The organism is Caballeronia insecticola, assembly GCF_000402035.1.
Classification (GTDB): domain Bacteria; phylum Pseudomonadota; class Gammaproteobacteria; order Burkholderiales; family Burkholderiaceae; genus Caballeronia; species Caballeronia insecticola.
The window spans coordinates 63879-86717 of sequence record NC_021294.1 but is presented as its reverse complement, the minus strand read 5'-3'; the positions used below and the strand labels follow the sequence as shown (position 1 = coordinate 86717).

20 protein-coding genes are annotated in these 22839 nt (G+C 64.9%); 6 read left to right on the top strand and 14 right to left on the bottom strand.

Features of this window, described 5'->3' with window-relative positions; translation table 11 throughout:
* Nucleotides 1–8 precede the first annotated feature (8 nt).
* Nucleotides 9–635, bottom strand: a complete 627-nt coding sequence (locus BRPE64_RS14445) for an MlaC/ttg2D family ABC transporter substrate-binding protein (protein ID WP_016354178.1) — start codon at nt 633–635, stop codon at nt 9–11.
* A gap of 260 nt (nt 636–895) precedes the next feature.
* Here BRPE64_RS14445 and hpnN point away from each other — a divergent pair, with 260 nt between their 5' ends.
* Entirely contained in the window at nt 896–3556 is a 2661-nt protein-coding gene (gene hpnN / locus BRPE64_RS14440) for a hopanoid transporter HpnN (protein WP_016354177.1), read from the top strand.
* A gap of 47 nt (nt 3557–3603) precedes the next feature.
* Nucleotides 3604–4530, top strand: a complete 927-nt coding sequence (locus BRPE64_RS14435; RefSeq protein ID WP_016354176.1) for an MlaA family lipoprotein — start codon at nt 3604–3606, stop codon at nt 4528–4530.
* Nucleotides 4531–4591: 61 nt separating this feature from the next.
* On the opposite strand, the gene BRPE64_RS14430 is transcribed toward BRPE64_RS14435, so the two are convergent.
* The 9 genes from BRPE64_RS14430 to BRPE64_RS14390 form a co-directional block, all read right to left on the bottom strand.
* The gene (locus BRPE64_RS14430; protein WP_016354175.1) at nt 4592–5065 is read right to left on the bottom strand and encodes an acyl-CoA thioesterase; all 474 of its coding nucleotides are present in this window, start codon (nt 5063–5065) and stop codon (nt 4592–4594) included.
* A 130-nt stretch (nt 5066–5195) separates the two neighbouring features.
* Nucleotides 5196–5852: a phosphorylase gene (locus BRPE64_RS14425; RefSeq protein ID WP_051180483.1), complete on the bottom strand. Its 657-nt coding sequence runs from the start codon at nt 5850–5852 to the stop codon at nt 5196–5198.
* A gap of 74 nt (nt 5853–5926) precedes the next feature.
* Nucleotides 5927–7906, bottom strand: a complete 1980-nt coding sequence (gene shc / locus BRPE64_RS14420; protein ID WP_016354173.1) for a squalene--hopene cyclase — start codon at nt 7904–7906, stop codon at nt 5927–5929.
* Nucleotides 7906–9192: a hydroxysqualene dehydroxylase HpnE gene (gene hpnE, locus BRPE64_RS14415; RefSeq protein ID WP_044042223.1), complete on the bottom strand. Its 1287-nt coding sequence runs from the start codon at nt 9190–9192 to the stop codon at nt 7906–7908. The genes shc and hpnE overlap by 1 nt, the downstream gene beginning before the upstream one ends.
* Nucleotides 9192–10040 (bottom strand): presqualene diphosphate synthase HpnD, encoded by an 849-nt coding sequence (hpnD, locus tag BRPE64_RS14410; protein WP_016354171.1) that lies wholly within the window; start codon nt 10038–10040, stop codon nt 9192–9194. The genes hpnE and hpnD overlap by 1 nt, the downstream gene beginning before the upstream one ends.
* A gap of 224 nt (nt 10041–10264) precedes the next feature.
* Complete coding sequence (locus BRPE64_RS14405; protein WP_016354169.1) at nt 10265–11206, bottom strand: GGDEF domain-containing protein; 942 nt, start codon at nt 11204–11206, stop codon at nt 10265–10267.
* A gap of 14 nt (nt 11207–11220) precedes the next feature.
* Nucleotides 11221–11844: a chemotaxis protein CheC gene (locus tag BRPE64_RS14400; RefSeq protein ID WP_016354168.1), complete on the bottom strand. Its 624-nt coding sequence runs from the start codon at nt 11842–11844 to the stop codon at nt 11221–11223.
* A complete protein-coding gene (locus tag BRPE64_RS14395; protein ID WP_016354167.1) occupies nt 11837–12205 on the bottom strand; it encodes a response regulator in 369 nt (122 codons plus the stop codon). The genes BRPE64_RS14400 and BRPE64_RS14395 overlap by 8 nt, the downstream gene beginning before the upstream one ends.
* Nucleotides 12206–12314: 109 nt before the next feature.
* On the bottom strand, nt 12315–12506 hold the full coding sequence (locus BRPE64_RS14390) for a hypothetical protein (protein WP_016354166.1): 192 nt from the start codon (nt 12504–12506) through the stop codon (nt 12315–12317).
* Nucleotides 12507–13041: 535 nt separating this feature from the next.
* On the opposite strand from BRPE64_RS14390, the gene BRPE64_RS14385 reads away from it, so the two are divergent.
* Together BRPE64_RS14385 and BRPE64_RS14380 are read left to right on the top strand one after the other, a co-directional pair.
* The gene (locus tag BRPE64_RS14385) at nt 13042–15321 is read left to right on the top strand and encodes a hybrid sensor histidine kinase/response regulator (protein ID WP_016354164.1); all 2280 of its coding nucleotides are present in this window, start codon (nt 13042–13044) and stop codon (nt 15319–15321) included.
* Nucleotides 15322–15504: 183 nt separating this feature from the next.
* Nucleotides 15505–16911 carry a hypothetical protein gene (locus tag BRPE64_RS14380; protein ID WP_016354162.1) on the top strand — a complete coding sequence of 469 codons (1407 nt, stop codon included), beginning with the start codon at nt 15505–15507 and terminating at the stop codon, nt 16909–16911.
* Nucleotides 16912–17000: 89 nt separating this feature from the next.
* On the opposite strand, the gene BRPE64_RS14375 is transcribed toward BRPE64_RS14380, so the two are convergent.
* Nucleotides 17001–17552 (bottom strand): NADPH-dependent FMN reductase, encoded by a 552-nt coding sequence (locus tag BRPE64_RS14375; protein WP_016354161.1) that lies wholly within the window; start codon nt 17550–17552, stop codon nt 17001–17003.
* Between the two features lie 720 nt (nt 17553–18272).
* Here BRPE64_RS14375 and BRPE64_RS14370 point away from each other — a divergent pair.
* Nucleotides 18273–18512: a DUF4148 domain-containing protein gene (locus BRPE64_RS14370; protein ID WP_016354160.1), complete on the top strand. Its 240-nt coding sequence runs from the start codon at nt 18273–18275 to the stop codon at nt 18510–18512.
* Nucleotides 18513–18639: 127 nt separating this feature from the next.
* Here BRPE64_RS14370 and BRPE64_RS14365 read toward each other — a convergent pair whose 3' ends face one another.
* The gene (locus BRPE64_RS14365) at nt 18640–19602 is read right to left on the bottom strand and encodes an AEC family transporter (protein WP_016354159.1); all 963 of its coding nucleotides are present in this window, start codon (nt 19600–19602) and stop codon (nt 18640–18642) included.
* 537 nt (nt 19603–20139) lie between these two features.
* On the opposite strand from BRPE64_RS14365, the gene BRPE64_RS14360 reads away from it, so the two are divergent.
* Nucleotides 20140–20709 carry a lipocalin family protein gene (locus tag BRPE64_RS14360; RefSeq protein ID WP_044042222.1) on the top strand — a complete coding sequence of 190 codons (570 nt, stop codon included), beginning with the start codon at nt 20140–20142 and terminating at the stop codon, nt 20707–20709.
* Nucleotides 20710–20722: 13 nt separating this feature from the next.
* Here BRPE64_RS14360 and BRPE64_RS14355 read toward each other — a convergent pair whose 3' ends face one another.
* On the bottom strand, nt 20723–20983 hold the full coding sequence (locus tag BRPE64_RS14355) for a hypothetical protein (RefSeq protein ID WP_016354157.1): 261 nt from the start codon (nt 20981–20983) through the stop codon (nt 20723–20725).
* Nucleotides 20984–21117: 134 nt separating this feature from the next.
* Entirely contained in the window at nt 21118–22572 is a 1455-nt protein-coding gene (locus BRPE64_RS14350) for a sigma-54 interaction domain-containing protein (protein WP_016354156.1), read from the bottom strand.
* Nucleotides 22573–22839 lie beyond the last annotated feature (267 nt).

Below are 22839 nucleotides of genomic sequence, written 5' to 3'. Positions count from 1 at the left end.
CGCGTTTTTTAGCCCGCGGAACGGGCGTTGTGCTCGGAGAGGAACTTGATCAGGGCGTCGACGCCGCCCTTTTGCAACTGACCCGCGAATTGTTGCTGATAGACCTGAATGAGCCAAGCGCCCATCATGTCGATGTCGTAGATTTTCCAGCCCTGCGGCGTCTTTTGCAGGCGATAGCGCACCGGATTGTCGCCGCCGGTGGAAATGACGTGCGACTCGACGACCGTGTCTCGGGTGTTGGCGTCGACGTTGGGCGCGTCGAACTTGAACTTCACGTCCTGATCGCGCAGTTGCGACAGCGACGCGGCGTAGGTGTGAACCAGCAGCGTCTGGAACTGGTCGTAAAGCTGCTTCTGCTGCTCGGGCGTGGCGCTCGCCCACGCCTTGCCGACCGCGATGCGCGTCGTGCGCTGGAAGTCGGTGGCGGGCAAAAAGCGCGTCTCGACAAGCTGCGTGATCTTCGCCATGTCGCCGCCGCGCGCCTGCGGGTCCGCCTTCATCGCGTCGACGGTGCCCTCGACGGCGCCCTTCACGACGGCATCGGGACTCGATTGTGCGGATTGTGCGAGCGCTCCGTTCGCAAAGAATGCGGAGGCAAGGAGGAAAGCGAAGCAAACAGACAGATAGCGTTTCATGGCACCCGTTCTCTAATCAGGTTTTTGGTGGCGCGGGCTCAGCGGCCTGAAGCCTTGCGGCAGCGGCAGAATGGCGGCGAGGTCAGTATACCGACACCGCAGCGGCGCAACAGTTCAAGCACGGACTGTTCCGACGCGCCCGCTATACTTGCGCGGCAGCCGCATCGTATCGCGGACATGATCTGTACTTCAGGCGGTCGTCATCATGCAATGGCGCTTCGCACGCGCAAAAATAACAGGACACACCAGGTAGCGTCTTCATGCTGACGTCCAACATTACTCGCTTCGTCACACTTGCCATCCGCCGCCCGGCGTGGATTATCGCCGTTTCGCTGCTGCTCGGCGTGTTGAGCTCAACTTATGTCTTCCATCACTTCAAGATCAGCACCGACGTCAGTCAGCTGATCGAGACGGAACCCGAATGGGCGGCACGCAGTAAAGCCATCGACGACGCCTTTCCGCAGCGCGGCGCGACCCTGCTGATCGTGGTCGAAGCGCCCGCGCAGGAATTCGCCGATGCCGCCGCAAACGAACTCGCCGCCGCGCTCGCCAAAGAGCCGGACCGGTTCAAGTCGGTGTCGCAACCGGAAGGCGGCGCGTTCTTCGAACACAACGGCTTGCTTTATCTGCCCGTCGATAAGGTCGAGCAGGTCACGAAGCAACTCGCCTCGGCGCGGCCGCTCATCAACACGCTCGCGCACGACCCGACGCTCACCGGTCTCGCGCAGACGCTTTACACCACCCTGAATCTGCCGTTGCTGACGGGTCAGGTCAATCTCGGCCAGATGGCCGGTCTGCTCGGCAGAAGCGCGACCGTGCTCGACCGCGTGCTCTCCAATCAGCCCGCAGCGTTCTCGTGGCGCGCGCTGGCGGATTCGTCGAAGAGCGATGCGCCCGGGCGCGCGTTCGTCACCGTGCTTCCGGAGCTGAACTTCAACGCGCTGAAGGCGGCGGCGGGCACTTCCGAGGAAATTCGCGCGAAGGCGGCGGAACTCGGCATCGACAAAAAGTATGGTGCGACGCTTCATCTGACCGGCGCGCAGCCGCTTGCCGACGAGGAATTCGCGTCCGTGCAGGACGGCGCCGCGCTCAACGGCGTGCTCACGTTCCTCGTCGTGCTGATGATCCTGTGGGTCGCGCTGCGTTCCAAGCGCATGATTCTCGCGGTGTTCATCACGCTGTTCGTAGGCCTCGCGATCACCGCCGCGCTCGGCCTCATGATGGTCCACGCGCTCAACATGATCTCGGTGGCGTTCATGGTGCTGTTCGTCGGGCTGGGCGTCGACTTCGGCATTCAGTTCGGCGTGAAATATCGCGAGGAGCGCTTCAAGCACAAGCGCCTCGATGTCTCGCTCGCGGAAACCGCGCGCCATGTCGCTGTGCCGCTCACGCTCGCCGCCACCGCGACCGCCGCGAGCTTCTTCTCGTTTTTGCCGACCGCGTATCGCGGCGTGTCGGAACTCGGGCTGATCGCGGGCGTCGGCATGTTCGTCGCGTACGTGACCAACATGACGCTGCTGCCCGCGCTCATCAAGGTGTTCGCGCCGCCGGGCGAAGCGCACTCGCCGGGCTTTCCGGTGCTCGCACCCGTCGACGAATTCCTCGACAAGCATCGCAAGCCGGTGCTGATCGGCACGCTCGTGGTCGTGATCGGCGCGCTGCCGCTGCTGTTCCAGTTGCGTTTCGACTTCAATCCGCTGCATCTGAAGGATCCGCACACCGAATCGATGGCGACGCTCACCTCGCTCAAGGATTCGCCCGAAGGCGCGGTCAACGACGTCGCCGTGCTCGGCGCCTCGCTCGCGGACGCGGACCGCATCGCCGCGAAGCTGCAAAAGCTGCCGGAAGTGGAGCGCGCGACGACGCTGTCGTCGCTGATTCCGTCCGATCAGCCGAAGAAGCTCGAACTCATCAAGGCCGCCGCGGATCAACTGCTGCCGGCGCTCGATCAGCAGACGGCGTCGCCGGTGTCGGACGAAGTGCGCGTCGCTGCGTTGAAGCGCGTGTCGAACCAGCTTTCGCTCGCCGCCGACGAACATCCCGGCCCGGGCGACAAGGAAGCGAAGCATCTGTCCGAGACGCTCGCGAAGCTGGCCCAGGCCGACGCCGCCGCGCGCGACCGCGCCGAGCACGCGATGGCCGAGCCGCTGCGCCTCGCGCTCGCGCAACTGCGCGCGCTGCTGACGCCGACCGAAATCACTCGCGCAACGCTGCCGCCGCAGATGGTCGAGAGCTGGGTGACGCCGCAGGGCCAGGCGCTCGTCAGCGTCTCGCCGAAGATCCCGCCCGGCGTCGATCCCAACGACGACACGCTGCTCGCCCACTTCGCCGATGCCGTGCAGAAGGCCGAGCCCGAAGCGATCGGCGGCCCGATCTCCGTGCGCCATTCGGCCGAGACCATCATCAAGGCGTTCGAGCAGGCGGCGGCGTATTCGCTCATTGCAATCGCGGTGCTGTTGTGGATCGCGCTGCGCCGTTTCGGCGATGTTTTAAGAACTTTGGTACCGTTGCTCGTCTCCGCGATCGTCACGCTGGAGTTGTGCGTCGTCTTCAGGATGCCGCTCAATTTCGCCAACATCATCGCGTTGCCGCTCATGCTGGGCGTGGGCGTGGCGTTCAAGATCTATTTCGTGATGGCGTGGCGCTCCGGCCAGACGCGGCTGCTGCAATCGAGCCTGACCCATGCCGTGATGTTCAGCGCCGCCACGACCGCCACGGCGTTCGGCAGCCTGTGGTTTTCGCATCATCCCGGCACATCCAGCATGGGCCGGCTTCTGGCGCTGTCGCTCTTCTGCACGCTGGTCGGCGCCGTGGTGTTCCAGCCGGTCCTGATGGGCAAGCCGCGCCGCGTGCGCGCGGCCGACCGTGCGAAACTGCGCGCGGCGCAACGACATGACAACCTAAGAGGAATTGAAGAATGAAGTCGGGATCGACGGCGTTGACCGCTCCTGCAGTGCGTAAGTTGGGAATGAGCCTGATGATTGCGGGCGCGCTGGCGACCGCCGGCTGCGCGACCGGCCCGGACCGCAATCCGAAAGATCCGCTCGAGCCGATGAACCGCAAGATCTTCACGTTCAACGACACGCTCGACACCTACGTCGCGAAGCCCGTCGCGCAGTTCTACGTCGATTACACGCCGAGCCCGTTCCGCACTGCCGTCAGCAATTTCTTCTCGAATCTCGGCGATTTCTCCAACTTCGCGAACAACCTGCTGCAGCTGAAGATCACCGACGCAACGCAGGATCTGATGCGTATCGCGATGAACTCGGTATTCGGCATCGGCGGTTTGATCGATATCGCGTCGCCGGCGGGTCTGCCGAAGCATCATCAGGATTTCGGCCTGACGCTCGGGCACTACGGCATCGCCTCGGGGCCGTATCTCGTGCTGCCGCTGCTCGGACCGAGTTCGTTCCGCGACGCCACCACCTGGGCGGTCGACTGGCGCGTGAATCCGCTGAGCTATTCCGAGGCGGAAATCCGCTGGCCGCTGTTCGGCGTGAATTTCGTGAGCGCGCGTGCGGACTTGATCGGCGCGACCGACCTGCTTTCGGCGGCCGCGCTGGATAAATACGCCTTCGTGCGCGATGCCTACATGCAGCGCCGCCAGTATCTGCTGACGGGCGGCGGCGCGGCGACGCTGCCGGATTACGGCGATGAAGGCGTTTCCGCTCCCGATGGCGCCAGCGCACCGGAAGGCAGCGGCGCACCCGGCGAAAGCGGCGGCAACAGCGAGAAGCAGGGCTTGCCGAGTTACGTCGATCCGGGCGCGGCGGCGTCGCCGGCGGGTGGTGTCGGCGGGAAATCGCCCGCGCCGCAGGAAAGCGCGCCGAGTTCGGGCAAGGAGCAAGACGTGCCGCAGTATCAGGATCCTGAAGCGCAACCAGCCGTCAAATAAGCCGTCGAGTCGAACGAAGCGATACAAAACGAAACGGGCGCCGAGGCGCCCGTTTCTGCGTTCAGTGAGCCGCTTCTTCGGCTTCCCGTTCGACGAAATCGTCGCCTGATGCTTTGGGCGCTTCCACCGTGCGCTGATCGCGGCGATACGCTTCGAACAGTTCATCGGCATAACGAATGGCCGTGCGGCCATGCGGCGCGGGCTCGCCCTGCTCGTCCAGGTTCACGAACACCATCTTCTCGACGGTCAGAATGCTCTTGCGCGTGATCTTGTTGCGCACTTCCGCGCGCAGCGTGATCGAAGTGCGGCCGAAATGCGTCGCCGTTATACCGAGTTCGATGATGTCGCCCTGCCGCGCCGAACTGGCGAAATTGATCTCCGACATGAACTTGGTCACGACGCGCTGATTGCCCAGCTGCGAAATGGCATAGATGGCGGCTTCTTCATCGATCCAGCGCAGCAGGCTGCCGCCGAATAACGTGCCGTTCGGATTCAGGTCTTCCGGCTTGACCCATTTGCGAGTATGAAAATTCATTTGCTTGCCTCTCTTTCCTGCTGCGACGCAGCTCCGAACAAACAGGAAACCGCGCGCGGATGATTAGGGTTTTCCCTTATTATACGGAATTGAGGGTTAACCCGCAGAAAGCAAGACGGAGGGCAGCAAATCAGTCGAATGCAAGCGCCCGCGCGGTTTCGAGCGCATGGCGCGCCTGAACCAGCGTTGCGCGGGCGTGGCGGGCGTCCGAAGCGAGGCTCAGCAGCGCGCCAAGCTGCGAAGGCTCATGCAGCAGTTCGCGGAGAATCGGGAGGATGGCGGTCGTGCCGTCGTCGCGCAGACCGGCCGTGGCGGCGGGCGGCAGCGTGCGCCACGCCGGATCGACGACCGCGCGGCATACGGCAAACGGCAGGCCGCGCGCGGTGGCAATGGCCCCGGCAATGTGCGATTCCATGTCGACGGCGAGCGCCCCCGTCGACGAATGCAGCGAGCGCTTTTCGGTCTCGCTCTTCACCGGCGCGGTGACGCCGGCGATCACGCCGCGCTGCGTGACGCGCGCGACGGGCGTGCCCGCGAATGCATCGAAGATACGTGCCGACCACGCCGCATCGGTCCGAAGCTCGCCGAACGGCCCGCACACGCTGTCTGCGACGATCAGCGCGCCCGGCGTGAGTTCCGGCGCGAGCCCGCCCGCCGTGCCGAAGCTGATGATGCCCGAGCAGCCGCGCGCGATTGCATCGGAGAGCGCGCGTTCGAGCCAGTCGGCGCGCGCCGCGAACACGACATCGACACCGCGCCCGCGCACGATCTTCGCCTCGAACGCCATGCCGGTGACGGCCACGACGGGCAAGCCCGGCGCCGCGTGACGGAATGCGCGGGCGGAACGGGCGTCGGGCGCGTTCACATCGCCGCCGAGACGCGGGTGATGCCTTCGCGCGTGAGATTGCGATAGCGCGCAAGCGCCCACAGCGGGAAGAATTTGCGATAGCCGTGATAGCGCAGATAAAACACGCGCGGGAAGCCCGTCGCGGTGAAGCGCGTTTCGTCCCAGAGACCGTGATCCTGCTGCGTGCGCGTCAGATAGCCGACGCCGCGCGCCACCGCCGGATGCTCGACGAGCCCCGCCGCCATCAGCCCGAGCAGCGCCCACGCCGTCTGCGACGCCGTGCTCGGCGCCTGCTCGTAGCCGCGATAGTCGAGCTTATAGCTGTCGCCGTCCTCGCCCCAGCCGCCGTCGGCGTTCTGGATGCCGATCAGCCAGTCGGCGGCGCGCTTCATGCGCGAATCCGTCGGCGCGACGCCTGCCGCGTTGAGCGCGCACATCGCCGACCAGGTGCCGTAGATGTAATTCATGCCCCAGCGTCCGTACCAGCTGCCGTCGCGCTCCTGATCCTTCACGATGTAGTCGTACGCGCGCCGCGCCGGTTCGCTGTTCGCCGACGTTTCGCCGAGCTGCGCGAGCATCGAAAGGCAGCGCGCGGAGACATCGACGGTCGGCGGGTCGAGCAGCGCGCCGTGATCCGAAAACGGGATGTTGTTCAGGTAGAACTGCGTGTTCTCCGGCTCGAACGCGCCCCAGCCGCCGTCGCTGCTCTGCATGCCGACGACCCATTCGCGCGCCCGCGCGATCGATTCGCCGTACATCGCGGTGCCGTTCTCGCGATCGGCGCGTTCCATCGCCATGGCGACGACGGCCGTATCGTCGACGTCCGGGTAATGCGGGTTCGCGAACTGGAATGCCCAGCCGCCGGGACGCACGTTCGGACGGCGCGAGACCCAGTCGCCGCGCACGTCGAGAATCTGCAGCGGCAGCAGCCATTCGAGGCCGCGCGATACCGCCGCGCGCGCCTTCGGCATGCCGGTTTCGAGCAGCGCATGCGCCGCGAGCGACGTGTCCCACACCGGCGAGAGGCACGGCTGGCAATACGCTTCGCCGTCGTCGGCTTCATCGACGATCAGCAGTTTGTCGAGCGATTTGCGCGCGATCGCGCGGTTCGGATGCTCGGGCGGGTAGCCGAGCACGTCGTACATCATGACGGAGTTGGCCATCGCCGGGAAAATCGCGCCGAGGCCGTCCTCGCCGTTCAGGCGCTCGTCGACGAAACGCACGGCTTCATTGATCGCGCGCTCGCGGCCGGCCTTCGGGAACAGCGGATCGGCTGCGCGCAGCACGGCATCCACCACGCGGAACAGCGCGAACCAGCCGCGCTTCTGATGCCCGGAGCGGGCCGGCATGCCGGCGTTGACGGGCGGATTCGTGAACACTTCGTCGATGCGGACGCCGCGCGGATTGCGCGCCCGCGGGCGCTTCGCGTTGAGCACGAGCAGCGGCACGATCACCGTGCGCGCCCAGTACGACACCTTCGACAGATGAAACGGAAACCACATCGGCAGACGCATGATCTCGACGGGCATCATCGGTACCGCGCGCCACGACACCACGCCGAACAGCGCGAGCAGGATGCGCGTGAACACGTTCACCTTTTCCGCGCCGCCCGCAGCGAGAATCGCACCGCGCGCGCGCTGCATGTGCTCGGCGTCGGGGGAATCGCCGATCATCTTCAGCGCGAAATACGCCTTCACCGTCGCGGAGACGTCCATCGCGCCGTCGGTGAAAAGCGGCCAGCCGCCGTCCTCGCGCTGGATGCGACGCAGATAGCGGCCGATCTTCGCTTCCAGCTTTTCGTCGGCCGTCTCGCCGAGATAATGGACGAGCAGCACATATTCAGCGGGGATGGTTGCGTCCGCTTCGAGTTCGTAGAGCCAGTAGCCGTCCGGATGTTGCGCCGCGAGCAGCGCATCGGTGGCCTTGTTGACTGCGGTTTCGAGCCCGGCGGCGGATACCCGCGCGCCCACGGCCGACAAGGATAAATCGTTCATCAGCGTTCCATCGATGGGTTCAACAGCGTGTCCGCGGCCTTGTGGCCGGAGCGGATCGCGCCTTCGATCGTCGCGGGCAGGCCGGTCGCCGTCCAGTCGCCCGCGAGCGTGAGATTGGGCCACCGCGTGCGCGTCGCGGCCCGCAAGCCTTCCTGCGCGGGCACCGCGGCGAACGTCGCGTGTTCCTCCGCCACGACCTGCCACGGCGGCGTCGGCCCGGCGGGCAGACGCAGCGCCTGCGCGGTTTCGCGCCACACCGCCCGCGCGAGTTCTTCGTGCGGCGTCGCGAGCCGGCGTCCGGCATCCGCGAGCGTGACCGAGAGCCGTCCGTCGGCCACGAAGATCCAGTCCGCCATGCCGTTGACCAGACACGTCATCGGCGGGGCTGCGGCCGTACCGCGCGGCACGTCCACGGCGAAATGCAACGTGACGATCGCCCGCGTTTCGTCGGGCGCGCTCAGGTCCGGCACAAGCCGGCGCGCGGCGTCGGGCGGCACCGCGAGCACGACGCCGTCGCCCGGCGCAAGCGCGATCGGCTCGGCGCCGCCTTCGAAAGCCAGCGAGCTTACACGCTCCTTCGAATCCGTGCCCGATACCCCGATGCCCGCGACGCGCGAGCCGAGCCGGATTTCCGCGCCGCCGTATTGCAGCAGACGCAGCGCAGGCTCGACGAACGAATGCGACAAGCCGCTCTTCGCGACGAGCGGACGGCACGCCTGACCGCCCGCCGCGACCGTCTCGCGCAGCAGGCTCGCGGCCAGCGCGGCGCTCGCCTCGGACGGGTCGGCGTTGAGCATCGTGCGCAGCAGCGGACGCACGAGCAGACTCCAGACGCGGTCCTTGCCGCGCGCCGCTTCCTCCACCGTACGCCCCGGCTTCGCCCAGAAAAGCGGCAGGAACGACAGATAATCGGCGGGCTGCGTGCCGGGCACGCGTGCGTCGGCGTCGAAAATCCAGCGCGGCAGGCGTCCCGGCGACATGCGGACGGTCCATGCGTCGCCGCTCGCGACATCGAAAAACGGATAGTCGGCCTGCGCCGGCCCGGTCAGCGTATCCGCTGCGCCGATTGCGCGCAGATATGCCATCGCAGATTCATTGCCGGACAACAGCAGATGGTTGCCGTTATCGACGGTGACGCCGAGCTTCGAGTCGAAGTAGGAGCGGCAGCGGCCGCCCGCATGCGGCGCCGCTTCGTGCAGCACGACGCGCGCGCCGCGCCGTTGCGCCTGGACCGCGGCGGCGAGGCCCGAAATGCCCGCGCCGACGACGAACACCCGCCCGGACATCAGATCAGGTTGCGCGCCACGATCCACAGCAGGCGCGCACGCGGCGTGCGCACGCGCGTGCGCGGCAGGTCGAAGCCGCGTTTCAGATTGGCGTCGAGCACGGCGCGATATGCCGCCGACATGATGCGCGGCGCCCGCACCTGAGCGCGCGGCGAGGCGGCCATGATCGCGTCGGACTGGGCGTAATGACCCTTGGCGCGCTCCGCGAGCACGGCGCACACGCGCGGCAGCCGCGCATCGCCGACGATGCTCGCCGCGTCGGCGGTCGAAATGCCTTCGCGCGCGAGCAGTTCGCGCGGCAGATACACCCGGCCGATGGCGGCGTCTTCGTCGATGTCGCGCAGGATGTTGGTCAGTTGCAGCGCGCGGCCGAGGTGGTGCGCGAGACGCCGCCCGGCGTCCTCGTGCATCCCGAATATCCTCACCGACAGACGGCCGACGGCGCTCGCCACGCGATCGCAATAGAGGTCGAGCGTGGCTTCGTCGGGCGCGACGATGTCGCCGGCGGCGTCCATTGCCATGCCGTCGATCACGGCGTGGAAGTCGTCGCGGGAAAGCTGGAACGCCTGAATGTGATGCGTGAGGGCTTCGAGCGATTTCTTCGGCGTGCCGGCATAGCACGCGTCGATGTCCTCGCGCCAGCGGTCGAGCGCGACGGCGCGTTCGCGGCGCGGCAGGGCGCCTTCGTCGGCGATATCGTCCACTGCGCGGCAGAACGCGTAGATCTGATACATCGCGTCCCGCTGCGCGGCGGGAAGGATGCGCATCGCGAGATAGAACGAGCTGCCCGACGACGCCTGCGCGGCGTCGGGTGCGGGATCGTCAGCGATGATGTTGGAAACGGCCAAGACGGACTCCGCTGTGGCGCCCCCACGGGCAATTTAGGAAACAGGCGCCGGTTTCGACATGAGCCGATGCGCGCGGAACGACCTGGCGCTTGGCAGGGTGATCGAGGAAGGAAGCCGGCGCAAGCCGGCCAAGACTGCGCCGGAAAGCGGCAAAGAGTATATCAATACTTTGCCCGATTGCGCCGGGGCCGCGCCGTACAAGGCGCAGCGGCGATCACGAATGCTCAGGCAAACCCCACCGCTCGATTGCGCCCTTCGCGCTTGGCCGTGTAGAGGGCCGCATCGGCCTCGTTGATGAGCGCCTCGTAAGACGACGTGACGCCGGTCCGGGCGCGCGCCGCCCCGACGCTCGTCGTGACCGGCACGCGCGCGCCCTGCACGTCGATGGGCGTTTCGCCGACCGCCCGCCGCACCTTCTCCGCGACGATCATGGCGTCTTCGAAATTCGTGCACGGCAGCAGCAGCGCGAATTCCTCGCCGCCGAAGCGCCCGAACACGTCCTGCACGCGCACGCTTTTCGCGACGCGCTCGGCCATCACGCGCAGCACCGTATCGCCGACGAGGTGGCCCAGGTCGTCATTGATGCGCTTGAAGTGGTCGAGATCGAACAGCAGCATCGACAACTCGCCGCCGTAACGCTGCCAGCGCGAAAATTCGTCGCGCAGACGCAGCTCGAAATAGCGCCGGTTCGCGATGCCCGTCAGGCCGTCGCGGTCGGCGAATTCCTGCAGTTTCGCCACGGCTTCGTCGCGGGCGCGCTGCATCATGCTCGCGTGAGTCGCATCGGAAATCGTCACGCAGACCGCGCGCACTTCGCGTTCGTGCGTGAGCGGCATGAAGGTGCAGTCCTGCTGCATGAAGTCGACGCCGCCGGTAATCGGCCGGTCGTGGTCGAATTTGAAGAGATACGGGCGCTGTTCCCACGAGCTGAACGTGAAGCTGCCGAGCTGGAACACGCTTTCCACCTTGCGCGTGAACCACACGCGGGGCAGCTCGGGAAAACTCGCGAAGATCGACTTGCCGGTCACCTGCTCCGCCGACTTGCCGCTGTGGTCCGCCATGAACCGGTTCCACATCAGCACGTTCAAGTCGCGGTCGAGCACGAAGATGCCGAAACCCACGCGCTCGATCACGAGTTCGCTCAGCACGTGCCTCAGTTCGTCCATGCTCACGTTTCCGCTCAGAGACTCGAAAGAAGCGCGTCGAGCGCCTCGTTCATATGGGCGATGGCGTCTTCGGCCATCAGCATCACGAGATGCGCGCGGAAGCTGTGGTCTTCCAGCGCGAAGTTCACTTCGAGCAGGAGCGCGGTCTTCCACGCGAGCATCGCGGGCTGGAAGACTTCGTCGAGACCGATGTCCGAGCCGAGCATGCCCGGCGGCGAAAAGATCGGCGAGCGGCCGAGGCGGTCCAGAATGCACGACACGCACGCGCCCATCAGCACGGTGGCGACATCGAAGACGAGTTCGGTGCGCGTCGTTGCCTCGTAGGTGGACTTGGTGTACGGATCGTCGACGAGCGCGCACAGTTGATCGACGCTGCCGCTCTTGCAGAGCACGATCGCCTCGCCCTTGATGTCGGAGCGAAAGCCCTGGCGCACGGCCGTGACGGTATCGGTGATGCCGGTCATTTCGCGCAGCGCTTCGGAGGCGTCGGCGACACTCACCACGCGCACGCGCGGCACCGACAGTTCGATGAACGTGCCGAGCAGCTTCGACAAGCGCGTGGCGGCCTGTCCCATCGCCATGTTGGCGACTTCCTGCAGCGCGTCGCGCTGATCTTCGTTCAGGGCGGTTTCAGCCATGGAGACCGTACTCCTTCAAAACGGGACGCAGCGCTTCGGGCGTCACCGGCTTCGGCAGAAACGCGATCGCGCCGAGCGCACGCACGCGCTCCTGTGCCATCGGCTGCACATCCGCCGACACGACGATCACGAACGTGTTCAGGTCCTCGTGCTGCAAGGCGTCGAGCACCTGATAGCCGGTCATGTCGGGCATCGTCAGGTCGAGGAACATCACCGATGCGCGGCCCGCCCGATAGTGCTCGAGCGCCTCCCGCCCATTGGTCGCGTAGGAAATCTCGACGTCCCAGTCCTCGGGCAGCGCGCGCGTCATCACCTTGCGCGCGAGCAGGGAATCATCGGCAATGACAATGGGCAACGGCATGGTCGGCGGAATCGGTAAGCGGTTTTCGGGCAGAAACAGTCCTGTCGGAACGCACGGCGTGCACTCGTATGGGATTACGGCAGCGCGGCGGCGATCTTTATGGCGACTTTTACGAATGAACCGTCGATTGCTGTCGCGCGCGGCGCATGTGCGGACGCTGTCGGCCCGCGAATTCATCGGCGATCAGCCAGGCGCGGCGCATATGAGCGTAGGCGCGCCATGCGGCGGGCGTGCGCGGCGCAATGGGCATGCGCCCCGTGTGCGCCGCGCGCCCTGCGGAATGAATTTCGAACGGCGTCATGTTGACTGCCCCGTGCATCATCCGCAGCGTTCGCGGACTTGGCCTTTTTTCTCCTCGTCGGTCGCGCGCTCTCCGGCGTATGCCGTGCGAGCCTGAATTTCCCCGGTGCGCGCCGCGAAGCTGCTTTTGTCTTGCTTTTATCTTCGACGCACGCGCGCACGGCGCATCCGTCAGAGGAGTGCATTGTCTGACTAACAGAATGTCAAAGCAACTCGCCAGAACGCCCAGCGCGAATCAATATGATTGAATCACAGCCAGTTTGAGATATTTTTACTCAGTATTTGTTTTAATGATCTGACTTACTGCTTTTGTGTACGTTTGCGCTGCCGATAATCTCGCTAACTATCCGGCGCGACCGAGGTTTTCCTCCAAAACCGTGTGCAGCGCGCCGGTTGCATCGGCATATTTCGTGCATCCTAGTTGCGGTTGCACCGCCGAGAACCCATAAGCGGCGGCGCTGTTGTCCGTGCCGCCGGGCCGCGGCCGCCGTTTTGTTCGAAGCACCCGAGTAAAAGTTTCCAATTCGCTGCCAAAAATGACGCTGCACAGTAAGGAGTCCGACGCCGAACCCGCCGCGGAATCACGGCGGGAGGAGCCGGCTTTCCCGGCGGTTCCGGAGCGCAATTTCGCCGCGCAGCGCATGACGCTTTACGCGCTGCTGGTCGCGGCGGTTGTCCTGCCGTGCGTCTATGTCGCCGTGACCGCGTGGACCGACTATCACACGCGCGTGGCCGATGCCTCGGAACTGGTCGCCCGCAATGCGCGCGTCGCGGAAGAGCATGCGCTCAAGGTCTTCGATCTGAACGTGACGCTCAACGAACGCATCATCGATCTTCTCGACGATCTCGACGCCGCCGCCATCCGCCGCGACGGCGCCACGATCCACCAACGCCTGAAGGCGATCAGCGGCGCTTATCCGCAGGTCGCGGCGGCCTCGGTGTTCGGCCCCGACGGCCAGTTGCTCGCCACGAGCCGCACCTATCCCACGCCCGATGTTTCCGTCGCCGCCCGCGACGACTTCGGCGGCATGCGCGCCGGCCAGCAGATCGAGCAGATTTCGCGCGTGATGGTCGGGCGCCTCGCGGGCGAGCAGGTCTTCAACACGGCGGTCGCGCGGCGCACAAGCACGGGCAAGTTCGACGGCATGGTGTCGATTGCGCTGCGTCCGTCGTATTTCGCCGACTTTTATCGCGAACTGATCGGCGACAACCCGAGCGTCTCGCTCGGCCTCTCGCGTTCGGACGGCGAAGTGCTCGCGTGGTATCCGCCGCGGCCGCCCGAGCGCATGTCGCTCGCGGCCAGTTCGCCGCTGCGCGATGCGTATCGCGCGGGGCGCAGGAGCGGCGTCGTGAAGATGGTCTCCGGGCTCGACGATCAGCTGAAAATCGTCGCGTTCCGGCGCGTCGGCACGTATCCGATCTACGTATCGAGCGGCTATCCGATCGCGACGATCTGGTCCGCGTGGTACCGGCACCTGAGCGTGCTGGCGCTGTCGATCTTCGCGCCGTGCATCGTGCTGTGGGCTGTGATCGGACAGTCGTTGCGGCGTCTCGCGACCGAGGAAGACGCGTGGGAGCGCTGGCAGGCGGAAGCGTCGATGCGCCGTTCCATCGAATCCGCGTATCGGCAGGCGCGCAAGATGGAGGCGCTCGGCAATCTCGTCGGCAGCGTCGCGCACGACTTCAACAATCTGCTGATGATCGTCTCGACGAACGTGCAGATCGCGCGGCGGCGCGGCGCGCCCGGACTCGACCGCGAACTCACGGCGATGGAGCGCGCCCTCAAGAGCGGCCAGTCGCTCACGCGCCAGTTGCTCGGCGTCGCGCGCAAGCAGCCGTTGCGCAGCGAGACGATCGGCATCGGCAAATGGGTGTCGGCAGAGCGTGAATTGCTGCGCGCGTCGCTCGGAGCGAAGGTGGCGCTGAACGTCGAAGTGGCGGAGGACGTGGGGGCGATCCGCGTCGATCCGGCCGAGCTGGAACTCGCGCTCATCAACGTGGCCGTCAACGCGCGCGACGCGATGCCGAACGGCGGCACCTTCACCGTGCGCGCCGACAACGTGCGCTTCCGTCACGAAGACGGCTTTCCGATCACGGGCGATTTCGTGCAGATTTCGCTGGAAGACACGGGCTTCGGCATGAGTGCGGAGGTGCTCGGCCGCGCGTTCGAGCCGCTCTTCACGACCAAGCCGAAGGGCATGGGCACGGGGCTCGGCCTGCCGCAAGTGTTCGCGTTCTGCGAGCGCGCGGGCGGGCTCGCGACGATCGACAGCGCAACCGGCGCGGGCACCGCCGTACGGCTCTACTTGCCGCGCGCGGCAGCGACGGGCACGAGCGGCACGTCGCGCGGCGCGGAACCCGCGGCGACGCCGGAAGCCGAAGGCCTGCGCGTGCTGCTCGTGGAAGACAACGAGGAAGTCGCCGCGGGCACCGAGGCGCTGCTCTCGATGATGGGCCATCAAGTCACTTACGTCTTCAACGCCGACACCGCCGTCACCGTGCTCGAAGCCGCGCGCGCCGATGCGCGGTCCGCTTTTCCGTTCGATGTCGTGCTCTCCGACATCCACATGCCGGGGAAGATGAACGGCATCGATCTCGCCGAGATGTTGCAGCGCTTCGAACCGCGCATCCCGGTGATTCTCGTCACCGGCTACGCGGAAGAGCTCGACCGTGCGCGGCAGGTCGGCGCGCGCGTGCTGTCGAAACCGTTCGACATCGCGCTGCTCGATTCGCTGCTGCGCGGCATCCGCGAACGCATGCAGGGCGCCGACGCCGCCACGTCCGGCGAACGCGCCGCGCGCTCCATCGACAGATAGCGCCGTCCTGCCGGCTCCTTGTCGACTTTTGCACGCACGTTTGTAAAAGCGCCGCGCCATTTCGCTTGCACGGTGTCATTCCGGCGCATCGCGCATATCCGGCACGCAGGTTGCGTACACGCAATCATGTGCGGCGACGCCCTGTTGCCGATTTGATATGACGCCCATCCGCAGGAGGCGCAAATGCGACACACCGTCATCGGAGTATTCGACACCTACTCGCAGGCCGAGGACGCTCGCTCGGCGCTCATCACCGCGGGCTTTCCACGCGCCGATATCGAACTCCAGGCCAATCCCAAGCGCGACGACGCCGCCGCCCCCTCGGACATGCCCGATGCCGTAACGCATCAGGAGCCAGGCATGCTCGCCAGCATCGAGCGCTTCTTCAGCATGTTGTTCGGTGGGCGCGATCAGCCGCCCGAAGTCGCGCACTACTCGGAAGCCGTGCGGCGCGGCGCGATCCTCGTCGCGGTGGATACGCCGAGCGTCGAGCAGGCGGACATCGCCCGCGCGACGTTGTCGGATCAAGGCGCGATCGACATCGACGAGCGCGCGGCAAGCTGGTCCACGCTCGAACACGGTTCCGCGGCGATGTCCGCTTCGGCCGTCGACGAGCGCGATCATTCCGTGCTCGACGAACTCGGCCTCGGACGCGGCAGCGCCGTTCCGGGCCGCGATCCGGTGAACGATCCGAATGTCACAGCGCCGCGCGCACGGGCTTATCCCCGCGCCGATCTCGGCGACCCGGCCGCGGAACCGCTGCTCGATCCGCTCGCCGATCCGCTGGGCGACCCGCTCACGCGACGCGACGCCGAAGCGCTCCAGCCGCGCGATTACATCAGCGATCCCGCCGACGATCCGTTGCTCGGGCGCAGTATGCAATCGCAAACGCAGTCTCAGTCGATGCAATCACAGTCGCTGGAGTCGCAATCGATGCGCAGCGAAACCGAACGCGCCGCGCGCGATCCGCTCGCCGGACGCGATCCGCTGACGGGCCGCGACCCGCTCGCGACGACGGGCATCGATCCGTTATCGGCCGATTCGCTCTCCGAACGCGACGCGCTGTCGGGCCACGATCCGCTGCGCACGACGGGCGCCGTCCCGCCGATGCAGCATCAACGCGAACCGCTGCCGGGCGTGCGCACCGACACGGCATCCGACTGGCGAGCGGTCGAGCCGCTCAGTCCGCTCGATGAACCGGCCGCGCGGGGAATGGGAGCGTCGCCGGATCCGGTGATCGCGTCCGCCGGAACGCAGGCCGCTGGACCCGTGGGTCCGGGACCGGCTGTCGGCGTGGGTCCGCAAACCGTGCCGAACGAGTACATGGAGTACGAGGAAGACTTCCGCGCTGACTACGACTCGAAGTATTCGGCGACGGGCGAGCCTTACGAGGACTATCAGGGCGCGTATCGCTACGGCGCGATGCTCGGCAACGACGACCGCTTCCGCAGCCGCGCGTGGGACGATCAGATGGAATATGAGATGCAGCGCGACTGGGAATCGCGGCATCCGGAAGGCGATACGTGGGAACGCTTCAAGGCCGCCGTGCGGCACGGCTGGGATCGCGTGACGGGACATCATCACGTTTGATCGCCGCTTAGTTGCCTGGCCTTAGACAAACGGCCCGCTCGCGCGGGCCGTTTCGTTTTCGCCTTCGCGCCGGATGAATGCCTAGACGCTTAAGCAGCGCGGTCCCGCACCCACGCGACGTATTTGTCCATGAAGGTCTGCAAGTATTTGCGCGTGTCTTCGGCGATGATCTTGCCGCTCGCATCGATGCGCTTATCGTCGTGCTTGATGTACATCTCCGGCTGATTCATCAGCACGATATCGAGATACGCGCACACGCCACGCAAATGCGATTGCGCGATCGCCGTCCCGATCGCCCCCACCGACGTGCCGATAATCGCGCCCGGCTTGCCGCCCCACGCGCTCTGCCCCCACGGCCGCGAGCCCCAGTCGAGCGCGTTTTTGAGCACGCCGGGTATCGAACGATTGTATTCAGGCGTGACGATCAGCAGACCGTCGGCGTCCGCGATCTTCTGCTTCAGCACGCGCGCGGACTCGGGAAAGTCGCTGTCGTAGTCCTGGCTGTAGAGCGGCAGGCCGCCGATATCGAGAAACTCGAACGAGAAATCGCTCGGCGCGAGCGAGACCAGCGCGTGCGCAAGCTGCTTGTTGAACGATTCGCGTCGCAGGCTTCCGACGACCACCGCGATCTTCAATGCCATGGCATCTCCCCGTCAAAGGATGAAACGTGGATCGGTCGCGCCACCGAGGGCGCGCGTGCACATGATAGGCGGTTCAAGCGGTCAGCGTGTTTCGATAGCGCACGCGAGATGACCTATTTTTGCGAAGAATCGAGCAATCTAGTTCGAACCGCGTCGTGGCGGGGTTCCTGGACGACTATCCCCATGCTTATCCACAGTTTCTGTGGATAAGTTGAGGTTAAGCGCCTTCGTGTTTAGTTTTTGATTCGTAAACGGAACAAGGCGCCCAAATAAGACGTTTTGCGCACCGATTTCGACCGAAAGCACGCGTGCATTAATGGCCGAAGAAACATTGCACTGCGACGCCGAACCTTGGCAAGCCGGGGATTGCGACTCAGCGGCGTGAGCCGCTCCGGCTGCGGCGGGCAAGGCAAGCGATGCGAACGTGACATCCCCAAATCAATTTATTCGATCAACAAATCTTGATCGATAAGTCGACTTTAACTATGAAGCGTTTGCGTAAAAATGGCGGGAGACGGTAATCGTCCTTGCAAAATCGGCAACAATCGCTGCCTCAAAGCAGGTAACAGATAGACGCAGCTTGCGAATCGCGGGCCAGCATTGAACCATTGCCGACAACAATGTATTGGCTCAATCGGTATTTTTGTCCAATAGCATTGCTTCTAGACTTCCTCTCAAGCGTCACCCACGACGCAAAACGCATCCAGGAGGTTGTCACGCATGAAGAACACGCTCATCGGCGGTCTGCTTATTTCGGCCCTTCTCGCTACCGCGCCCGCATTCGCGCAAACGTCGTATGGCGGCAAGACTCGCGCCGAAGTCAAGGCGGAACTGGCGAGCGCCCGTCGGGCGGGCGATCTGGACGCCGTCAATGCGCTGAGTTATCCGCAATTGCGTCCGTATCAGGAACGCCATGCGCAACTGCGCGGCGATCTGCGCGACGGCGGCGCCACGCGCTGAGTGACAGCCTTGCAAGATTCAGAGGAAGCCATCTGAGCCATCCCTCCTCCACCGTCGAAAAGAAGGTGGTTTTAGCCCGACGCCCTCGGCGCCGGGCTTTTTTTTGCGTGCGCGATGTTCGCGGCGTTCAGAGCATCGCCGTGAGGCACACGGTGACCGTGACGAGTGAAAGCACGGTCGAAAAGAGAATCGTGCTCGATGTCACGCCGCCTTCCCGTCGATAAAACTCGGCGAGCATGAACGGGCCGGTGCCGGTGGGCAGCGCGCTCAGGATCACGGCGGTCTTGGCCCACAACGGCGGCAGTCCGAACAGATGAAACGCGAGCCACCACGTCAGCAGCGGCTGAGCGATGAGCTTGAGCGCGACGAGCGCGCTGGTCGTTTTGGTATCGCGCGCTTCGCCCTTCGCGCCGAGAAACAGTCCCAACGCGACAAGCGCGCACGGACTCGCCGCGCCGCCGAGCAGCTTGAGCAAAGCCTCGGCGCCTTCCGGCACGCGCGCGCCGGAGCCGCTCAGCAACGCGCCCGCGAGCGGCGCGATCAGCAGCGGATTCTTCGCGAGCGATTTCGCCACGCGCGTAAGCGTCGCGCCGATGTGTTTCTCGGTTTGCAATCCAAGCTCGATCAGCACGATCGCCACGGCGAACAACACGCAGACGGTCATGATCGTCGCGATCACGGCGGGCGCGAGACTCTCCTTGCCGAACGCGAGCAGACAAAGCGGCAAGCCGACGAAGCCGGTGTTTGGATAGGCGGCGTTCAATCCGTCGATGCTCGCGTCGGAGAGATGCCGCGACTGCATCAATCGCACGACGAGCGTCAGCACAAAAATCACCGCCGAGCCGATGCCGAACGCCGCGATGAACGCGGGCTGATCGAGCATGCTCCAGGGCGTCTTCGCCATGATGTCGAAGAGCAGCGCGGGCAACGCGAGATACACGACGAAGCGATTCAGTTCCGATGCGGCGGCGGGTCCGAGCTTGTTCAGCTTGCGGCAGCCATAGCCCGCAAAGATGAGACCGAACACCGGAAGGATGATCGTGAAGAGCGGACTGAGCAGAGCAGGCAGCGAGGTGAGTGCGGATGACAAGGCGAACGGCGAACGAGAGAAAGAGTGCGAGAGGATACTCCGGGTCAAAAAGGTGAGGCGATTCGGGAGCCGCTCGACGGTGAGTGCCTTGTAGCGCGGGCGGCTCACTCTTCATCGTCTATATGGATACCGAATTATTTTAGTCATCTCAGCTCCGTGTTTAAGTGATTGATGCAAGTCGTTGTTCCTAATGACATTCGCTTTGGTCGAATGCAAAAACCTTATGTCTGATGAATCGGTTTTATCCTACGACTTTCTTATGAACCGGGGAAATTGCGCTGCGCTTGCCCGGCGTGAGGTGAGCGAATACGGGAGTCAGTCGGGCGGCATGCGTTTTGCCTTTTGCCCTCGCTTGCCGTAAGCGCAAAACTGATTGCAGGCAAGCACTTGCACGCTGCGGCCGCGTCGGACGCCAGCATGCGCCGCGCGGTAGACCAGCTCAAGGGTGAGAATATTCGGGAGCCCAACGCTGCCGGAGATGGACGGAACGAAGCTTGCTGCACAGACAGCCTTCGCACACTCTTTCGCACGCGCGACATGAAAATCAAAAGATCCTTGGCTTGGGGCGCCGCGGCGCTGATCGTGATCGGCGGACTCGGCACGCTCGTAGCGTGCGCATCGAATGGCGCTCGCAAGGCGGGCAACGAGCACGTTCCGGAACCGTCGAAGGCTGTCGATCTCGACCGCTATCTTGGCCACTGGCACGAGTTCGCGCGCTACGAGAATCGCTTCGAACGCAACTGCGAAGCCGTCACCGCCAACTACGCGCGCCGTGAAGACGGCCTCGTTTCAGTCATCAACGGATGTCGTCAAGGCGGAATTACCGGACGGTATCGCTCGGCGGAAGGCCGCGCGAAGATCGTTCCGGGATCGAACGGTGCGAAGCTGAAGGTATCGTTCTTCGGTCCGTTCTATGTCGGCGACTACTGGATTCTCGATCACGCCGACGATTATTCGTGGTCGATCGTCGGCGAGCCGAGCGGGCGATATCTATGGATTCTGACGCGCGACGCGAAGCCATCGGCGGAACTGCGCCGTTCGCTGATCGAGCGCACGCGCGCGCTAGGCTACGACGTCACGATGCTGCGCGAAACGCAGCACGGATAAAACGCCCGCCGCGTTACTGGCTCGCGCCCTTGCACGCGACGAGCAGCGAATTCTGGTTGTTCTCGGTCGACTGATCGAGCACGTCGTAGCCGCTCGGACACAACACTTTCGCGTTGTCCGTGCAGTTGCGCCATCCGCCGTACGCGGGGCATTGGACCTGCTGCGTCGGGCGGCCGTCGGCGGAAAAAAGCGGCGGCGCGCTGCTGCATCCGGCAAGCGCCCAGACGCTGCCCGCAACCAGGACGGCAAGACGGAATCCACGGCCTGGTTTCATCCCGAATTTCACACCGCTTTTCATCGATACACCTTTGATTCTTGGTCGTTATTTTAGATTTCGGGAGTATGCCACGCGAACCTGTCGGGCCGATTTCGCGCGCGCACGAACACGCGTCGAAATGCAAAAAATGATCACACGGCGATGCCGAGCGCCGCGATCTTTTTATACAGCGTCGCCCGTCCGATGCCGATTTTCTCCGCCGCATCCGCCACTCGGCCGCCGCTCGCGCGCAGCGCATCCGACAGAAAGTGCCGCTCGAAATCGGCCAATGCGTCCGCGTAGGACACGACGGGCGCATCGGCGCCTTCCGGCACGGGCGGCTCGGCCTGCGCCGCAAGCACCACGCGCCCCGCATCGATAAACGCGCTCAGCATGCGCGCGTCGATATGTTCGGACTCCGACAACATCAGCGCGCGTTCGAGCGTGTTGCGCAGTTCGCGCACGTTGCCCGGCCACGAATACGCTTCCAGTAGCCGCAGCGCATCCTGATGCAACACGAAATGGCCGACATGCCCCGGCCGCGTATCGCCCGAAAGGTCTTCGAGAATCGCGTAAGCCAGCGCCTCGATGTCGCCGAGCCGCTCGCGCAACGGCGGCGCGTGAATCGTCAGCACGTTCAGGCGATAAAACAGATCCGCACGAAAACGCCCCGCCGCGACGAGCGCCGGCAGATCGGCCGACGTCGCCGCAATGATCCGAACGTCCGCGCGCACGATGCGATTCGAACCGAGCGGCTCGAACTCCTTGTCCTGCAGCACGCGCAAGAGCTTGCCCTGAAGCGGCAGCGGCATGTCGCCGATTTCATCGAGAAAGAGCGTGCCGCCGTCGGCCAGTTCGAATTTGCCGACCCGGCCCTTGCGCTCGGCGCCCGTGTACGCGCCCGCCGCCGCGCCGAAGAATTCGACTTCGAGCAGCGTGTCCGGGATCGCCGCGACGTTCACGGTCACGAGCGGCTTGCCCGCGCGCGTCGATGCGCCGTGGATCGAGTGCGCAAGCAGTTCCTTGCCGGTGCCGGTTTCGCCGAGCAACAGCACGGGCGAATCGACGAGCGCCGCGCGCCGCGCCTGACGCTTCACTTCGAGACTGGCCGGACTCGTGCCGACGAAGCTCGAAAACGTATATTTCGCGCGCCGCGCCTGAGCGAGCGACTGGCGCGTCGCGATCAATTCCTGCTGCACGCGCGAGTAATGCGCGAAGAGCGGCGTGAGCGCCTTCATCTCGTCGAACAGCGCAAAGCCGATTCCGCCGATCGTCACGCCCGCTTCGTCCTTCAGCGGCAGACGCGTGACGACGAGCGGCTCGCGGTCCGTTTCCAGCACGTCGAGCAGGATCGGCTTGCCGGTCGCGACGACTTCGCGCATCAGGCTGTTCGGAATCACGCTTTCGCAATCGAGGCCGATCGCGTCGACGGGATCGGAAAAGCCGAAGCGCGCTGCATAGCGTTTGTTGATCCACACGACGCGCGCATCCGCATCGACGATGAAAGTGCCTTCGCTCAGATTCTCGAAGGTCTTGAAAAGCGACTCCATCGCGCGACGCATGACGTCGCTATAGTCCGCCGGAACGTTGATCCAGTCGTTGCGCATGCCGCAGAAGTCTCCTCATCTCTCTTTGGAGACGCAATATCTCAATTTTGAGACGAGTGCACAATCCGCATCTACACTGATCTTTTGCGGCAAAATCGGCTTCGGTGAACACGCCGGACGTCTCGATTTTGAGACACGCGGCTGAAATCTCGCGATGTCATGCTCGACCGGCACCCGCTCCCGCCCGCCGGGCTTGAGCCCGGCACGCTGGCACGAAAGCTGCATTCGCCCGCGCGGCGCGTCACCATCGCGTTGAAGAACTTCCGC

Bases quoted from the DNA above. Each gene is read 5' to 3' on its own strand.
- BRPE64_RS14395 (WP_016354167.1), bottom strand. From the start codon at position 12,205: ATGCCGTTGCCCATTGTCATTGCCGATGATTCCCTGCTCGCGCGCAAG.
- BRPE64_RS14385 (WP_016354164.1), top strand. From the start codon at position 13,042: ATGACGCTGCACAGTAAGGAGTCCGACGCCGAACCCGCCGCGGAATCA.
- BRPE64_RS14435 (WP_016354176.1), top strand. From the start codon at position 3,604: ATGAGCCTGATGATTGCGGGCGCGCTGGCGACCGCCGGCTGCGCGACC.
- shc (WP_016354173.1), bottom strand. From the start codon at position 7,906: ATGAACGATTTATCCTTGTCGGCCGTGGGCGCGCGGGTATCCGCCGCC.
- BRPE64_RS14350 (WP_016354156.1), bottom strand. From the start codon at position 22,572: ATGCGCAACGACTGGATCAACGTTCCGGCGGACTATAGCGACGTCATG.
- BRPE64_RS14360 (WP_044042222.1), top strand. From the start codon at position 20,140: ATGAAAATCAAAAGATCCTTGGCTTGGGGCGCCGCGGCGCTGATCGTG.
- BRPE64_RS14405 (WP_016354169.1), bottom strand. From the start codon at position 11,206: ATGGACGAACTGAGGCACGTGCTGAGCGAACTCGTGATCGAGCGCGTG.
- BRPE64_RS14380 (WP_016354162.1), top strand. From the start codon at position 15,505: ATGCGACACACCGTCATCGGAGTATTCGACACCTACTCGCAGGCCGAG.
- BRPE64_RS14375 (WP_016354161.1), bottom strand. From the start codon at position 17,552: ATGGCATTGAAGATCGCGGTGGTCGTCGGAAGCCTGCGACGCGAATCG.
- BRPE64_RS14390 (WP_016354166.1), bottom strand. From the start codon at position 12,506: ATGACGCCGTTCGAAATTCATTCCGCAGGGCGCGCGGCGCACACGGGG.
- BRPE64_RS14425 (WP_051180483.1), bottom strand. From the start codon at position 5,852: ATGGCGTTCGAGGCGAAGATCGTGCGCGGGCGCGGTGTCGATGTCGTG.
- BRPE64_RS14400 (WP_016354168.1), bottom strand. From the start codon at position 11,844: ATGGCTGAAACCGCCCTGAACGAAGATCAGCGCGACGCGCTGCAGGAA.
- BRPE64_RS14370 (WP_016354160.1), top strand. From the start codon at position 18,273: ATGAAGAACACGCTCATCGGCGGTCTGCTTATTTCGGCCCTTCTCGCT.
- BRPE64_RS14355 (WP_016354157.1), bottom strand. From the start codon at position 20,983: ATGAAACCAGGCCGTGGATTCCGTCTTGCCGTCCTGGTTGCGGGCAGC.
- BRPE64_RS14445 (WP_016354178.1), bottom strand. From the start codon at position 635: ATGAAACGCTATCTGTCTGTTTGCTTCGCTTTCCTCCTTGCCTCCGCA.
- BRPE64_RS14430 (WP_016354175.1), bottom strand. From the start codon at position 5,065: ATGAATTTTCATACTCGCAAATGGGTCAAGCCGGAAGACCTGAATCCG.
- hpnN (WP_016354177.1), top strand. From the start codon at position 896: ATGCTGACGTCCAACATTACTCGCTTCGTCACACTTGCCATCCGCCGC.
- hpnE (WP_044042223.1), bottom strand. From the start codon at position 9,192: ATGTCCGGGCGGGTGTTCGTCGTCGGCGCGGGCATTTCGGGCCTCGCC.